Below are 16797 nucleotides of genomic sequence, written 5' to 3'. Positions count from 1 at the left end.
AGCGGCTTCGTTCAACAATGACTTATGCTTACTAATTTGTGATTGAACAAGAAAATGTAGAATTTAATTCTGTCTAACGAAACCAAATGAAGAAAACTTGATAATTGTTCTGGCTGGCATTGTTAAAACAAGTTTACTATTGACAATAAAGACAATATCCCACTCTCTAAAATTATCTATTTACTCATTTGTAATTAGGATAAAAACAGAGAAATATCGAAATTAACTTAGAAAAATTCATTCTATAGATTCAAACAACGCGGATTTTAATAACTCCCGAGCCTTCATATGTTTACGATAAATAATAAAATTAGATTTTATGAAAACAATTTGATCAATAAGGCTTTTTGTAAACTTTGAATTACATACTCTAAAAATAAATCTCCCTGATAAACTTGTCATAATTCCAAATGCTCTTCCAATCTTGATTCGCAACACATGGCACAGATGTGTTGCATATAGACTTCCTATAAAGCCGTTGGGAAGAAGGAGTTTATATTAAAATCAGGAACAAAAAATGAACCAACAACGTCAACTAAGCTGGAAAATAGCAGCCATTCTAGGTACGTCTTTCGGCTTTACTGCACACGCTGCAGAAATGGTCAGAGTCGATAATGATGCATTACTACAACAAAGCCTCGTCGCGCAGTCGAAGAGTGTTGCTCCACTTGAATTAGGTTTTTCTGAAGTTAAACGGGTGGTATTGCCCAATGGAAAAACGAAAGTTCGCTACCAACAAACTCACCTAGGTTTACCCGTCTTTGATACTTCGGTCGTGGCCACCCTTTCCAAGAACCAACCCACTCAAGTGTTCGGTTCCATGGCACAGGGGATCAGTGGTGATCTATCCAGCATCGCGCCAAAACTGAATCGAGAACAAGCGATTGAAGCTGCATTGTCTGCTCACCGCACCTTTACCGTCGGCAAAAAGTCGATTGAAAACAAAAATGCAAAACTCATGGTGAGATTGGATGAGAATCAAGTCGCCCAAGTGGTGTATCTGGTCGATTTCTTTATCGCATCCTCTATGCCAGAACGCCCTTTCTACTTTATTGATGCCACGACTGGCGATGTGCTCCAAAAATGGAATGGACTAAACCACGCTAAAGCATTAGGTACTGGCCCAGGTGGCAACCTCAAAACCACTCGATATGAATATGGCAGTGACTTCCCTAGCTTTCCCATCGACAAAACAGGCACAACTTGTACGTTAGAAAATGAATCAGTTAAGACAGTCGATTTGAGAAACGGAACGTCCGGCAGCGTAGCCTACAGCTACAACTGTGCCGACGGAACCAACTACACCGATCATAAATACATTAACGGGGCTTACTCGCCTCTTAACGATGCGCACTATTTTGGTAATGTCGTATTCGATATGTACAAAGAGTGGATGAACACGTCGCCTTTAACTTTCCAGCTGACGATGCGCGTTCATTACGGTACCGATTATGAAAACGCCTTTTGGAATGGCTCATCCATGACATTTGGAGATGGCAAAAACACCTTTTACCCATTGGTCGATATCAACGTGAGTGCTCACGAAGTCAGCCACGGATTCACTGAGCAAAACTCCGGTCTTGTGTACCGAAATATGTCGGGTGGTATGAATGAAGCCTTCTCCGACATTGCGGGCGAAGCGGCTGAATATTACTTGCGTGGCAATGTGGATTGGGTGGTCGGTAGCGATATCTTCAAGTCGGAAGGCGGTTTGCGTTACTTTGATCAACCTTCAAAAGATGGTCGTTCGATTGATCATGCCTCTGAATACTACAATGGCTTGAACGTTCACTTATCTAGCGGTGTTTATAACCGCGCCTTTTACCTTTTAGCGAACAAATCGGGTTGGAATGTACGTAAGGGCTTTGAAATATTCACAGTCGCAAACCAACTGTATTGGACGGCAAACAGCACCTTTGATGGCGGAGCCTGTGGCGTAGCAAAAGCCGCAGCAGACATGGGTTATGTGGTTGCCGATGTTGAAGATGCCTTTAACACCGTAGGCGTGAATGCAAGCTGTGGTGTCACACCTCCTACTGGCAATGTATTAACGAAAGGCACACCGATTTCGAACCTAAGCGGAAACCGATCCTCAGAGAGCTTCTACACCTTCACTGTAGATTCTGCATCAAGCGTGACGGTTTCAATGTCTGGCGGTTCAGGCGATGCCGATCTTTACGTGAAATCGGGAAGCAAGCCAACCACATCCAGTTATGACTGTCGCCCTTATCGTGCTGGCAATAATGAGCAGTGCAGTGTGAGCGCTCAGCCGGGTGTGACCTATCATGTGTTACTGCGCGGATACTCGAACTACTCTGGCCTAACGTTACGTTTAGATTGAGTTAGAGCGAGCCTCTCAAACAAGTTGTAAATCGAGAACTAGCGGTTAACTGCGAAACAAAAACCTACTCACTTTGAGTAGGTTTTTTTATGACACACCCTAGTAGTTAATAATATTGTAAGTTATTTACTGATACGTCTATTAATTTATAAATATCAAGATTACTTAGGCATTGTTTTATAAAAACAGTTTAAATTGAGATCCTGTGCTGCACAACGAAACAAAAATAACTGACTAACTTTTGAACACATTCACGTTACTGATAGGTTAATCCTTATAGGGCAAATGCTCTATTAATGATAAAAATTAAAATAAGGATTATTTATGAGACCATCTTTTCCTATCAGTATGGTGCTTGCAACGACAGTGGTTGGCTTCCAGTCTTTTGCGCAAAATATTGAGACAACTGATTCATTAGGTATTGCAGAAAGTAGCGCTGCGCAAAAGCAATCTTTGGCGTTACAAATCAGCGAGCGTTATTCCGAGCTTGAGCTTTCATTGAAGGCTCAGATCTCAGAAAAGAGCTTATCCGCGCCTGTAGATAAATTGAGCTCTACTCAGCCCTACTCTGCATTTTCAAGCCGGATGCAGAAAGCGGATCTTGGTTATCGCAAGATGAAAGGGATCAACGACTTCAGCGACTCTGTGTTAGAGGTTCGCATGGCTGATGAAGCGATGATCGAAGCTTGGAAGAATGGTGAAAAGCCGCTGTTTGCATTTGAACCATCAGGCGACGATTCGAATTGGCAATACATTGAAGCGTATGACGTGTACGGACAGGTTCATGAATTAGATGTGTACCAAATGCCAGACGTCCCAGTGTTTGTGGTTGATAGTAACGGTGCTGAAGAGCTCAAAGCAGGCTTAATGGCAATGCAGGCAGAGATGCAAAAGCTGGGTACTACAACGCAAATCAATGCCGTTAGCGATACCAATGCCGACGAGAGTAAACCTCAAAAATCGTCTTTGATGAACAGGGCTCGTCGCTCGATGGCCTTGTCGGAACCTGAGCCGTTGAATACCACACAATTAACCAAAATCCGTTTAGCCGTCGACCAAGAACCTTGGATCTCTGGTAAAGCGGAAATCTACGCTATCGTGACGGGTGTCGATTCAAGTCGTTTAGAGCCCCAGATCGACCTCGTTGAGATGCCTTATCTGGACTACGACAAACAGACGTACTACCCGAACCAGACCGTCATCTTCTGGCCTCGCTACCGTTGGGGCGCTGCAGACATGATCTTAATGGAACACGATGATGGCACAGACTACAAAGCGCTAGCAAAACTCTTGGTTCAAGCCGCAGAAGAGATACTGAAGATGATTCCTGATCCAGAAGTTCAAGGTTATGCGATCATCCCTCAGATCACAGGCAAGATTATCGATGTGATTCCTGATGGTGTATTAGTGAATGATGATGACTTCGTGGACGTGTACTACACCTTAATGCAAAACACGCCTTATGTAGACCGTCCGGGCGCTGGCGGAAATGCTGTCGCATCGTTTGCACCAGTCACGATTTCGCCAACAGAGTAAGTCGTTTCTTATTCAGTTAGGGCTTAATCGCTAGGCCCTAACTCTTCATTATCGAAGGTAAGTCAAACACAAGAGACCTACTCAGAACCTAATTACAGGGAGTAATCAAACACAATGATGTCTTCTAAAAGCGGACGAAACACATCTTTCAGCGCATCATGCTCAGGGTGCGGAAGGTAATTCTGGCGGCCTTCTTCATCGGCGAACGTCATTAACACCGAGTGGGTATAACCTTGATTCTTGTTTTCAGGGCTGTCATTTAATCCCCATTCTACTGAAGTGACCCCTTCAACCTTGTTTGGCATCGCTTCAAACAGCATCTTTAGTTTTTGAACCTCTGAAGCTTCAGCGTTTTCTTTAAACTTAATCAGTAGAATATGACGAATCATTCCCGTTTCTTTTTGAGTCATTCCTTGTCCTTTCGAGTCGTTCGCTTACTGGTTTGTAATGCTTAACCAACACCTAATAGCGATCTAAATTAGAGAACAACAAAATGCCACACGTTACACAACATGCCAAGGCTAGATCGCTAGAGTTTATAAAATACTCCACAACCCAATAACGAAAAATGCTGCACCCGAGGGCGCAGCATTTCTCATGACAATGGTAAGCACATCTTTAACGTTAATCACGACGACCTGTAAGCTGGATCGTTTGGTCTTGATCTACGTTCTTTTGGAATTGGATTCCGCCGTTAGACGCTTCATTTCTTCCTTCCAGTGTTAAGTCAGATTCAACACGCTCAGCCTTGACTTGATTACCTTCGCTTCTTGTCATGTCGATAGTCCCTGTATACGTACCGTCGGCAGCAAAAGCCGTGTTCATTGAAAGAGCCATTAAGCCTAGTGCGATTAACTTTTTCATACATCACCTCATATTATTTTTAATTATTTGTTCGTTTGGTATCAGTGTTTCTTTGTTGAGGTAACTTTAGCGCTTGAGTGAAAGCCATTCGAGGAAAAGCAAGATTTACCAAATGGAAAATCAAGGGATTAGCGAAGTTCTGACGCTGTTCTGTCTTATCTGTTTTGTACTACCACTATGATATTAGAGTCACATAATTTCTGTACGCCTACCGCACCGAAATTACTGCCTATAAAAGGATTCATTTGGAGAGCCTGTGGACATCAATCTAGACATTCAAAATATCCTCGTCATCAAGCGTATGTATGAACTTCGCAATGTTGGACTGGTTGCGGAGTCGTTAGGAAAAACCTCTGGGGCGATCAGCAAGAACCTCTCGAAGTTAAAGTTGCAGCTCGACGACCCACTGTTCATTCAAACCAAACACGGGTTTGAACCCACGACTTTTGTTGAAACCAACATCGAAAATTTTGAGCAGATCTTGAGCAGCGTCGAAGCCATTAAACACCAAGTATTTTCGCCAGAAACTTACCAAGGTGATATCAAAATCTACGCAAATACACTGTTCTGGGAGCGCTTTGGCTCGAAGCTCTACTTTGCTCTGAGTAAAGAAGCCCCGCATGCTCACTACTCATTCGTTCGGTGGGGAAGCAATGTGAGGAACAGGCTCATCGACGGCGAAGAATCCATAGCGGTTCATTACTTTGATGAAACCTTGCCACAGTCAATTTCTCAAATGGAATTCGGCAAAGGAAAAGTGGTGTTCTTCGTGAGAGAGGATCATCCAGCGAAAGACTTTGAGTCGCTCGCCAACTACCCAATCATTCTATTTAAAACCCCGGGATGGAATGACAATAAATACCCGATCCTTGATCGCCTTAGGAATATCGGTTTTCACGTCAACCCAAGAGTGGAAGTCGACCACCCTGCGATGATTCACGATGTTGTGTTCAAATCCGACTATTTTGGTATCACCCTCAATGGCAGCGTACCAGAAGGCTGTCGTAGTATTGATTTGCCCGAAAAACTGACGATCGATGTGGGTTATGTGATGAGCTGCCGTCGTTCACAGAAAGACGCGCCTTTGAATCAATGGCTATTCCAAATGCTAAAGTCTACCCTAAAAAACAAACAAGCGTAGTTCAGCATCTAAAGGCCTAAATGATTAACGGGTTAAGAGCTTAAAAGCGTAAAGGCTTAAAGGCTTAGCTGCTTAACGACATAACTCCCCTATCATCCAAAAAAGAAAAGGCTCCCGAGGGAGCCTTTGATTATGTTTCTAGTGACTATTCGCTTATGTTTTTATTTTAAAATGCTTCTTCGAGCGTTTGTTCATTCTTTTTTTCTGTTTGTTTCTCGCTGGTCTCTACCTCTTTCAAGCGCGCAGTGAAGTGTCTTAACACCGGCGGCTCGTAGGTAAAATCGAGCCCTTTCACTTGTCCTGCATTCTCTTTCACTTTTTCGAATGCTTCGATGATGAAGTCCATGTGCGTTTGTGTGTAGGTCGCGCGAGGAATGGTAAGGCGCAATAACTCAGCAGGACATGGGTGTTGTTCACCTGTTGCTGGGTCGCGTCCTTGCAGCAAAGACCCAATCTCAACCGCTCTGATACCCGCGACTTTATAGAGTTCGCACGCCAAAGCATGTGCGGGAAACTGACCAGCCGGGATATGAGGCAGCAATTTACCCGCATCGACAAACGCAGCATGACCGCCTGCTTGCTGGCACACGATGCCCATCGCTTCTAAGCCATCAACTAAGTATTGAACCTGGCCAATGCGGTACTCTAACCAATCTTGGCGCATGCCGTCATAAAGGCCAACCGCAAGACGCTCCATTGCGCCACCTTCTAAACCACCATAGGTTGGGAAGCCTTCTTGCACCACACATAAGGTTCGACACTCTGTGTACACATCCATGAAAGAGTCGTCTTTAAAGCACAACAAGCCGCCCATTTGTACCATGGCATCTTTCTTGGCAGACATGGCTAAGCCATCCGCGTATTTGTAGGATTCACGCGTGATCTGTTCGATTGTCCAATCTTGATAACCCACTTCTCGTTGTTGAATGAAGTAGGCATTTTCAGCGTAGCGTGCCGAGTCCATGATCACAGGAATATCGTACTTCTGAGCAATTTCATAAACGGCTTTTAGATTGGCTATAGACACTGGCTGTCCACCAGCAGAGTTACAAGTAATGGTACTCACAATGTAAGGAACATTGGCCGCGCCCGCTTCTAAGATCGCTTCTTCCAGCTTCACCACATCGAAGTTGCCTTTGAAGTCCGCATTCACAGAGGTATCGAACGCTTCTTTGGTATAAACGTTCTTTGCCACACAGCAATTCACTTGGGTGTGACCTTGTGTTGTATCGAAGAAGTAGTTAGACAGGGCGACCATTTTGCTGCGATCGAGTCCTTTCTCCATTTCACGCTTCTTGATAAGAACAGGTATGTAGATCTGCTCTGCGCCGCGCCCTTGGTGTGTTGGAATCGTCAACTCGTAACCGAAGATATCCTTAACCGCGTTCGACAATGCGTAGTAACTGCGGCTACCACTGTAAGCTTCATCCCCCATTAACATCGCGGCTTGCATACGTTGGGTGATAGATCCGGTTCCGCTGTCTGTCAGTAAGTCGATAAACACATCATCACTATCCAGTAAGAATGGGTTCATGCCCGCTTCAACAATGGCTTGTTCACGATAGGCGCGAGTTGTTCTTTTTACTGGTTCTACAACACGAATACGAAACGGTTCTGGTAGATGTTTGAAGTTTTCCATAATAGTACCTTTCTATACATTCCGATCAGGTCGAAATCTATTTTCTTTAGATGTCACGAATCCTCACCATTAATTTAATAGTTCCGCATAAAGATAGACGGAAATTAACAATGAAAATAAACAAGTTAAATAATTAGTTATTAATCGAACCTAAACAGAGGCTGAGATAATTAGCGAGAACGACAAAACAACGAATATTCTGCACGAAATAATAAGTGCGACATTCATGCGTTCAAAGGTTATCAAAGCACGCTGCTTTGCTGGCGCGTGACGCCTAGAGGGTACTACTCTGAAGAAAGGCGGAACGAGAGCTGGTGATCTAAGGTATACCAAGCTAACAAGGTTAGCCATGTTGTTGATTGCCATTTCAGATACATGTTCACAATATATCCCTACGTTGAAATCAAGATGATCCGAAATTTAAATATAGTGCAATTGTTTTATAAATACAGCTTAGAAAAGTATAAATGTGATCAACATTTAGAATGATAATTAAATACGATAGCATGTTATATAAACTGTGAATCACAGCCGTTTATATACTATTAAACTAGTTCAGCGAGTTACTTAATAATATCGGATCTCTTTTAAACTCAATACATCTCTAATAAGGGGCGAAGATGGCTGTTTTCTAAAAAGCTGTCTTCTAGAGAGCTACTGAGCTTAAAAAGCCAAACTCTAAAACTCGCCGATCTAAAAAAGATAAGCTCTGATGAGGCTCAAACCTCACCAGAACTGTATTCGCAATGAATAACTTACTTTTTCTTCACGACTTGCTTGATGGCCATTTCAGCCAGTTTTGGCGTCGCTGCTTTCAATGCACTGGGGGCAACCTTCTTACCCGCCTTGACCGCTTTATTCAGTTGGCCTTTAACCGACGTCCCTCTTTTCATGGCTTCTAAACGTTGGCGATTTCTCTGAACGTTATTTGCGTCAGCGATACGCTCGATCAACGTCTGCCTTAAAGTATCTAAACCAAACTGTACCTTTTCTGGCGCAATCGCCAGCGGTAACACGATATCGGTTTGCAGCAATATATGATTGTATTCGAGCGCTTGAGCAATGATCTTCGCTTTGGTCGATGTTGGATTCTCTAAGTCATACGGTGGCTGCCAATCGTCTACAGGCTTTAATCTGTCTACCTGATTCACAACCGACACCACAATCGGTTTCTTGCGTGAGATGTTCTTAGGATCGTCATAGAAAGCATCAAATCTATCTTTCAATTGCTTATCCAAATCACGTGCAGACTGATTGGCTTTAAGCACCCATAGCACCACATCCGCTTGGGTCATCTCTTTCAGCATTAAGGCTTCGGTTTTAGGATTGCCATCAAGCCCCTGAAGATCAACAACGCGAACATCATTGTCGTCGACAAATGCGTTGTATACGGTTGAAGTGTCGGTTGATGGCAGTACATCGACCTCGGCAACCAACTCTTGCTTAAGCGCATTGATAAGTGAAGATTTACCAGAACTGGTTTGCCCCACCAGCACGATTCGCACAGGCTCTAATTCAGGAGCAAAGCGTTGTTCGTCGAGTTCAGAAACATCGGACGCTTTCAATGCTTCATCTTCAATGCTGAAACGTCCGCTATAGAGATCAATCGCCACCGCCGCAACTTCATCTAATAAGGCTTGTTTGGCGGCGTATTGCATGTCATCAACCACACCTCTTGTCATTGAAGATGTCGCTTGCTCTCTCCCTAAATCAGAAACAACTTTTAACGGGTTCAAATAGAGGTTTTTGAGGTGATTCCCCCAAATAGCGGCCTTAACGATCTTCTGCCCTAGCTCACCGTATTTATCGTAGGCTTCGTAGCCCGCCTTAATGTAAGAAACCTTGAGATACTCAATGCCCGGTATATGCTCTCGCACTACCAGTTTGTAGCGTCGGCTTACCTCTTCGAACAGCTTTAGCCCTTCAGGAATCGAGAAATCGAGCGATTTCTTATCAAACTTTTTCGCAACAAATTCAAGTACCTCTAAACCGGTTTGGTCTAGGTTACCCCACTCTATGTCGACCATTAATTGTTGGCGTACATGGTGTTTTGAATCATTCCAGATCGACAGTTCTTTTTGAGACCAATCAGCCGAAGCCTTAACCAATGCATCGTTGATATCAGCTTTTTTATGCTGTGATTCAGCTTCAGCAGTATCCTCGCCAAGGCCGCCACTCTCTTTATTCGAGAAAGACTCTTTATTTGAAGAGCGGCTTGAAGAACGGCTAGAAATGAATAAAGGAATGGTGAACACCAAGGTACTCACGGCAATGGCAATCGACATTTCGAGTAGATAACCGTATTTGATCGCCAAGAAGACACCAAAACCCATCATGATAATGCTTGGGAAGATCGCCGAAATCAGGGCAATGCCCCAGCGTCCGCTCGATAGCACCGCCAGTAATCGAAATAGGTTTCTAATTTTCTTCATAACCCGACGCCGCCTTTCCTTTTTTCAGAGATTCTTTGTAGATCTTCTGCATCTCTTGTTCAGACACTTCTTCACCTTTGTTCTTATGATAGAAGTAAAAACAAGCCGCGCGACCTAAACCATAAGAGGTGCCGAAACTCATTGCCGCTGCAGCCACCGCACCTACCGTTTGACCATAAACTGGAATCAGCTTTATCAACTGTCGAGTGCCCAGCTTCATTCCGTATTGCAAAGCAAAGCTGCTTCCCAGAGTGCCTATCAACTCACTAAAGACTCTCTTATTCCATTCGACCCCATATTGATTGGCCAAGCTGTGAAGCATTTTGGCTTGAATCGCAGGTACCGACACCAAACCAACACCCGGAATCAGGTCACTCGCTGCGGCACTTCCTGCATACCAAAGCACTTCGTTTTCTACTTGATCAAAGTTGGCTTCTTCTTGCGTGGAATGTTCTTTGTCTTGCACCATCATGCCTATAACAGGAAGTATGCTGGTCAAGCGATCTAACAAGAATTCGAGGTTATAGACATCACCATTATCGGTTTCAAAATCGACCGCTACCGATTCAAACTCTTTACCCCAAGCCTTCTCTACTTGGTTGGTGTTGAACTGAATTTGCCTTGCTCGATCTGGTTCACTGGAAGACAACACCGCCGTATGAACCAGCAACAAGTGTTTAATCTTCTTCTGTTTCTTAATCTGTTTTAGAGCCGTAAGCACAGCGGATTGTTCAGGTTCGTCGGCTTTCATTACAACGACTAACGCATTACCTGCCTGACCAATCTCTTCCAAATCCTCTTTCGCATCGTAATTCGCTTCGCTGAGTCCTCTGGTATCAAGAAACCTCATCACGGGTTTGTCTTGCGGAAACTCATACGACATCGCCGTCATGGTACAAGGCGCAAAACCATTGCCCACTTCTACAGAAGAGTCGCCCGTGACCGCTTGAATAAACGATGACTTGCCCGCCCCCGTTTTGCCCAACAGCCACAATGTAGGAAGATGCTTGCGCTGATATTCATGAGCCTGAGTCAAGTCTGGGTTCTTGCTCGGATTAATGAAGTCTTTTATTTGATCAAACATGTTTAGAGTAACGCTCACTTGATGTTGAGATTCGAGTTGATGACAAAGCAATACTGACTTATATAATCACAAATCATATTAAACTTATGTTTGTTCAGTCGCACAGGTTTACAATGCCTAAACGCTTGTTTTTATTTGCGCGCTCATTTTTATAGACGCTTTTTTATACGTACGGGTATCATCGTATTGATTCGGGTACCTAACGAACATCAACAAACACAGAGAGCTCAAAGAGAAGTATGGAACAAATTTATTTAGCTGGCGGCTGCTTGTGGGGTGTACAAGAATTTATTAAGTACGTTCCTGGTGTTATCAGCACAGAAGCAGGCCGTGCTAATGGAAGCGCCCAGCCAACAGAGAACAAAACGACACAAAGCGACGGCACACAAAGCGATTACAATGGCTACGCGGAGTGCGTACAAATTGAATTTGATCCAAACATCACGTCAGTCACGATTTTGATGGAACACTTGTTTGAGATTATCGACCCTTACAGCTTGAATAAACAAGGTGTCGATGTCGGAGAGAAATACCGCACAGGTGTATACAGCACTAATGCAGAACACTTAACCGAAGCTAAGCACTATATTTCTTCAAGAGATGATGCCGACCGTATCGCTGTTGAGGTGTTGCCGTTGACCAATTATGTTGCCAGCGACGACATCCACCAGCATCACTTAAGTCACTTCCCTGAAGATCACCACTTATGTCATATCCCTTGGGATCTACTGCATAAGTATAAATCACAGTAGTCTCGACGTAAGATTGAGATGATCACGACCTAAGATCGATAAAGCCTCAACAGACATTATCTGTTGAGGCTTTTTAAGTGTTATGGTCAGGACTGCTATCGTGAATTGATTTGGTAGCTCAAGCCATTAACCTTTAGCCATTAGCCATTAGCCATTAACTAATAAATTACTTAGTCGTATTCTCAAGCACGTAGTCTGGACCCGCTGTTTCAGCTGTCACAACCGCAAGTTTAGACACGTCTGCGCCTTCACCTTGGTAAGCGTTAATGCCATTTTCTACAACGACTTTTGGTAGCTCAACCGAGTAGCCTTCGATCAGTTCAGAATCCGTTACTTGACCTACGTAAGTTTCGTCTGTGTAGGTTGCGCCAACTAATGGGAAGTCTTGCGTTGCACGTACACTTACAAACTCAGGTGACTGCGAGTTATCAACCACGTTGTGTTTGAACGCCACATCAACGCCCGCATAAATGCCTTCCACTTCTGCGTTGTCAAACAAACTTACACGGTGGCTTTGGTTGCCGTAAACAATACCCCACTCAGTATCAACTAGCGAGTTGTTCTCGATCGTGATGTTTTTCGGTGTCCACTGCTTATTAAGCTCTTTGCCTTTCACCGATTGATCTAGCTGCTCACCATTCGCTACGTCGATGATGCCCGTGTTAATAACAATGCCGCCACGTAGATCAGCGTTGCCTTCAATCACACCATCACGACCACGAGTGTTGGCAATGTAGTTATTGCGAATCACATGATCTTCATCGTAGATACGAATGCCGCCCGTTAGGCGCTTTCCATTGCCAAGAATCATGTTGTTCTCAACTGTGTTGCCTTTACCGTGGCGCAGTGAAATAAGAGCTGCACTTTGGAAGATCGTGTTGCCTGAGATCGTGTTGTCGCCCGACTTAATCGAGATAAGCTCACGCTCACCATCCATATCGATCATTAGGTTGTTCACGAACTTAGAACTTGAATCCCACTGTGAAGATTTAGAATCACCAATACGGATCGCTTCCCAGCTGTTGCCGTTGTAACGAATCGCTTCTTTAATGTCGAATTCGTTGAACTGGTTAGGCTTTTGGTCCATGAAGATGTTGTTTGCGATCAGGTGGTTGTCTGCTGTGTCATCTTTTTGCACACCAATCAAAGTGCCGCGTTTTTGCTTACCTTCGAAACGGTTGTTGATGACTTTGCCGTCTTTACCCCATAGAGAAACCCAAAGATACTTTGGATACTCAGAACGACGCTCGTCTGGCTCGTACGTGTAATCGTGGTTGAAGTAGTAGAATGTTGAGTTTTGAAGCGTATTGCCATTACCCATCATACGAACTGCGCCAAAGCGTTCGTTAGGACCGCCCTCAGTAAATACCAAGCCATCAAGCGTGATGTCATCACCTTTCAGTTCAAACTGAATCAAACCAGTGATCCACGCAGAACCTGCTTGCTCGGCCTTGATAGTGATGTCATTCGCCGTGATCGTCACTTGACCTAAGTTCGCGTATTTACCGGCAGGGATCACCAGTTCGTCGCCATCTTTTAGGTTTTCAAATTGTGCTTTAAGCGCAGCCACTTGCTCTTCCGAAGCAACGGCTAAAGTGTCGCCATCTACCTCTGTTAAGCGGTCACTGCTCAATAGGTAACTACGGTCAATTTCGCTAACAGCAGGCGTAGCTTGTTCAGCGACACTGACTACGGGTGCTGTTTTTTCTTGTGTTGTACAGCCTGTTGCAAAAGCGAGTGCGAACGCGCTAATAATGCTTACCGATAATAGTTTTTTGTTCATCGTACATCTCACATTAAAGTTTGGATTATAAAAATGACGACCACCCGTTCAGGTGGCCGTGATGTTATTTAGGATGCGTATTAAATTAGCCTTCGGCTGGAGTCACTTCGTCTTGTTGCTCGACTTTGTCATCGACTGCTTTAACAAGTAACAGACCAACAGAGAACACAATCAAGCCACACAGAACGAATACCATGCGTCCCCACATTGGGTTTGGCAGTACGAACATAGTCATTACGCCCACACCCGCTACCGCGATAAGTGAACCCAACATACGACGTTGCTTGTTATCCAGTTTCTTCTGTTCATTACTTTCAGCAACTAGTGGCGTCGCTAGGTTGTTGAAGAACTTGTCTACGTCTTTCTCACGGTGCTCAGCAAGAGGCTTGTAGAACAGTGTTGAAAGAACAAAGAAGCCAGCAGTAAATATGATGTGACCGATAAGGCCGATAGCCACTTTCAGGTCAGCCCACTCACGGCCAGTTAGTTCATTTAGACCGAACCAGTTTTGAATCATGTCCGCAGTGATAACGAAACCAACGAAGTAAGAAACCACACCACCTACAACTAGCGTGCCCCAACCTGCCCAATCCGGTGTTTTACGGATGAAGAAGCCACAGAATGCTGGAATTGTCATTGGGAAGCCGATCAATGCGCCCACGTACATCATGGTGTCGAAAAGGCTCAGACCTTTAAGAGAGTTGATGAACAGAGCAACCAAGATGATCGCGATACCGAAGAAGGTAGACGTTAGTTTAGAAACAACCATTAGCTCTTTCTCTGTCGCTTTGGGACGAAGAATCGGCTCGTAGAAGTTCTTAACGAAGATACCTGAGTTACGGTTTAGACCTGAGTCCATTGAAGACATTGTTGCTGCGAACATAGCGGCAATCAGAAGGCCAACCATACCTGCAGGCATGTATTCTTGAACGAAGTAAAGGTAAGCGAAGTCAGCGGCTTTGCTGCCAGCTTCTGGGTAAGCTGCTGCTAAATCAACACCTTGACCTGCCATGAACCAAGAAGGCATGAACCAGATGATTGGACCAAGCGTCATTAGTACACAAGCAAGTAGAGCTGCTTTACGTGCGTTATTTGAATCTTTCGCAGCAAGGTAGCGGTAAGAGTTAAGCATGTTGTTGGTGATGCTGAACTGCTTTAAGAAGATGAACACAGCCCAGATGCTGAAGATGCTCATGTAGTTCAGGTTATCACCCGTAATGAATGAATCTGTTGGGAAGTCGTTAACGATCTGCGTAACGCCGCCACCGTGGTAAATCGCAACCACAGCACACGTCACCGTTACCGCCATGATGATAACCATCTGCATAAAGTCAGATGCGATTACCGCCCAAGAGCCGCCTGTTACTGACATTACTAGTACAACCAGACCCGTTAGGACAATCGTCGTTGTCATATCAAAGCCGAAGATACCCGATGCGATGATTGCTAGACCATTCAACCAAATACCTGCAGAGATAACGCTGTTTGGCATACCAGACCAAGTAAATACTTGCTCATTCACCTTACCAAAACGCATACGAATCGCTTCAATTACCGTCACAACACGCAGTTGACGGAACTTCGGAGCGAAGTAAAGGTAGTTCATTAGGTAACCGAATGCGTTCGCGATGAAGATAATCGCTACGGCAAAGCCATCGGTAAAGGCTTTACCTGCTGCACCAGTAAATGTCCAAGCACTGAACTGGGTCATAAATGCGGTTGCACCTACCATCCACCACAGCATATTACCTCCCCCACGGAAGTAATCACTTGTCGTACTTGTAAACGTTCGAAACATCCACCCTATCGCAATTAAGAATAGGAAGTAGATGCCAACTATCAGGGTATTGAGTTCCATCGTTAGACCTTTTATTTATGTTTTTTTGTTGAGGTCACTATAAATAAATGGCAAGTATATTTGTACTACAATAATCCAAATGCGTGACAATGATCTTACAGTCTGACACCCAATTAATCATACAAGTGATCGAGTTCAAAGTTGCACCACCTAGGAGCGCAATTCCTCAAGTCAGTGCAGTTATCCGCACTAAATTTCGACCAAAACCCCGAAAAACATGAACAAAGTCTCTAAAAATCGAAGATTCATCGTTAAAAACTATTATTCTTGACGATCAAAGCTTAAAGAAGAGCAGCAAAAATATCGTTAGATATAATTTATAAAAATGAATTAAACCAATATATTTGTAGTACAAATAAGATCGATAATTTGCTTTTAAAAGTTCCCTATATTAGGCAGCCAATAATGAAAACTTGAAAACCACTATTAGATACTGACAGGGATACACGGAAGTGAAATGCTTTTAACACACCCGTTACACTTTCCCCGTCCAATAAAAAGGTGTCATTATGAAGAAATACGTTCCAATCTTAATTGCTCTTAGTACGGTATCTTCTATGAGCTATGCAGCAACACCGCGTGAAGATGCTGTTGACTACTTACAGATGCGTAAAGGCGTGGCTTACCAAGTAAACCATTCAAAACCTTTCACTGGTCAATTTGAAGAGAAGTTCGATAACGGCCAAGTCGCGACCCAAGCTCAGTTTGCCGATGGCTTAGAACTTGGGCTAGAAACTAACTGGTATCCGAATGGCCAAGTCGCTTCTAAAGTGAATTACGTAAAAGGTGAACTGCAAGGCAAAGCTGAAACCTGGTATCCAAACGGACAGAAAAAAGCAGAACTCAATTATAAAGACAATGAACTATCAGGCACCGCCTCTCGCTGGTATCCCAATGGGGAACAAAGCTTGACAGCTGAATACAGCGACGGACAAAAAGATGGATTGGTAACGGACTACTACCCGAACGGTAATAAGGCCAGCCAAGCGAAGTTTGATGAAGGTGAAGTCGCGAACGGAAAACTTACTCGCTGGAATACTAACGGTGACAAAGTGGAAGAACTGACCTTTAAAGATCACAAAGTCACCTCTAAACAGGTGTGGATGCCTACAGAAAGCTAAGCCTCAAGAACAGCTCTCACGGAGCTCTTTGATATAACTAAACGCCTGCTGTTAAAGTTTGCAGCTACACGTCTGCAACTAAGAGACAAGAGAAGAGAAGAGAAGGGAAACGAACATTCATGTGATTAAGCGTGAATGTTCGTGGCTTTGATGCTGTAACAGACTCACTTGAGCGTGTTGTCATCAACCTAAAAGCCTATTCTTAAGCCGCGGTTTACACGCTTATTGGACCCTGTAAATAATTCT

General features: G+C 44.0%; 12 protein-coding genes. 5 read left to right on the top strand and 7 right to left on the bottom strand.

The genetic code is table 11. The features are described from left to right. Positions 1–517 precede the first annotated feature (517 nt). Positions 518–2341 carry a M4 family metallopeptidase gene (locus AB4323_RS23325; RefSeq protein ID WP_372153461.1) on the top strand — a complete coding sequence of 608 codons (1824 nt, stop codon included), beginning with the start codon at positions 518–520 and terminating at the stop codon, positions 2339–2341. A gap of 324 nt (positions 2342–2665) precedes the next feature. Next, on the top strand, positions 2666–3877 hold the full coding sequence (locus AB4323_RS23320) for a DUF3103 domain-containing protein (RefSeq protein WP_372153459.1): 1212 nt from the start codon (positions 2666–2668) through the stop codon (positions 3875–3877). Positions 3878–3969: 92 nt separating this feature from the next. Here the strand turns inward: AB4323_RS23320 and AB4323_RS23315 are convergent, their stop codons facing one another. Together AB4323_RS23315 and AB4323_RS23310 are read right to left on the bottom strand one after the other, a co-directional pair. Continuing rightward, a complete protein-coding gene (locus AB4323_RS23315; protein WP_009846539.1) occupies positions 3970–4287 on the bottom strand; it encodes a Dabb family protein in 318 nt (105 codons plus the stop codon). A 214-nt stretch (positions 4288–4501) separates the two neighbouring features. Continuing rightward, positions 4502–4741, bottom strand: coding sequence for a hypothetical protein (locus AB4323_RS23310; RefSeq protein WP_017081013.1), 240 nt, complete (start codon positions 4739–4741; stop codon positions 4502–4504). 256 nt (positions 4742–4997) lie between these two features. On the opposite strand from AB4323_RS23310, the gene AB4323_RS23305 reads away from it, so the two are divergent. Further along, the gene (locus AB4323_RS23305; RefSeq protein ID WP_017090766.1) at positions 4998–5882 is read left to right on the top strand and encodes a LysR family transcriptional regulator; all 885 of its coding nucleotides are present in this window, start codon (positions 4998–5000) and stop codon (positions 5880–5882) included. Positions 5883–6048: 166 nt separating this feature from the next. Here the strand turns inward: AB4323_RS23305 and tnaA are convergent, their stop codons facing one another. The 3 genes from tnaA to AB4323_RS23290 all read right to left on the bottom strand — a co-directional run bounded on the left by tnaA (position 6049) and on the right by AB4323_RS23290 (position 11037). Further along, positions 6049–7521, bottom strand: coding sequence for a tryptophanase (tnaA, locus tag AB4323_RS23300; RefSeq protein WP_102488429.1), 1473 nt, complete (start codon positions 7519–7521; stop codon positions 6049–6051). Between the two features lie 755 nt (positions 7522–8276). After that, on the bottom strand, positions 8277–9953 hold the full coding sequence (locus AB4323_RS23295; protein ID WP_372153457.1) for a GTPase family protein: 1677 nt from the start codon (positions 9951–9953) through the stop codon (positions 8277–8279). Further along, a complete protein-coding gene (locus AB4323_RS23290) occupies positions 9940–11037 on the bottom strand; it encodes a YcjF family protein (protein ID WP_017067387.1) in 1098 nt (365 codons plus the stop codon). The genes AB4323_RS23295 and AB4323_RS23290 overlap by 14 nt, the downstream gene beginning before the upstream one ends. Positions 11038–11276: 239 nt before the next feature. Here AB4323_RS23290 and AB4323_RS23285 point away from each other — a divergent pair, with 239 nt between their 5' ends. Then, on the top strand, positions 11277–11789 hold the full coding sequence (locus AB4323_RS23285) for a peptide-methionine (S)-S-oxide reductase (protein ID WP_017063632.1): 513 nt from the start codon (positions 11277–11279) through the stop codon (positions 11787–11789). Positions 11790–11955: 166 nt separating this feature from the next. Here AB4323_RS23285 and AB4323_RS23280 read toward each other — a convergent pair whose 3' ends face one another. Both AB4323_RS23280 and AB4323_RS23275 read right to left on the bottom strand, forming a co-directional pair. After that, a complete protein-coding gene (locus AB4323_RS23280) occupies positions 11956–13572 on the bottom strand; it encodes a polysaccharide lyase 6 family protein (RefSeq protein WP_102332128.1) in 1617 nt (538 codons plus the stop codon). Positions 13573–13657: 85 nt separating this feature from the next. Then, positions 13658–15430, bottom strand: coding sequence for a sodium:solute symporter family transporter (locus AB4323_RS23275; protein WP_017061461.1), 1773 nt, complete (start codon positions 15428–15430; stop codon positions 13658–13660). Positions 15431–15939: 509 nt separating this feature from the next. Here AB4323_RS23275 and AB4323_RS23270 point away from each other — a divergent pair. Continuing rightward, on the top strand, positions 15940–16551 hold the full coding sequence (locus AB4323_RS23270; protein WP_017061462.1) for a toxin-antitoxin system YwqK family antitoxin: 612 nt from the start codon (positions 15940–15942) through the stop codon (positions 16549–16551). Positions 16552–16797: the final 246 nt, after the last annotated feature.

The organism is Vibrio sp. 10N.261.52.C11, from assembly GCF_041471405.1.
In the GTDB taxonomy this organism is placed as follows: Bacteria; Pseudomonadota; Gammaproteobacteria; order Enterobacterales; family Vibrionaceae; genus Vibrio; species Vibrio crassostreae_C.
The sequence above is the reverse complement of the archived record's forward strand: the minus strand, read 5'-3'. Positions and strand labels throughout refer to the sequence as shown.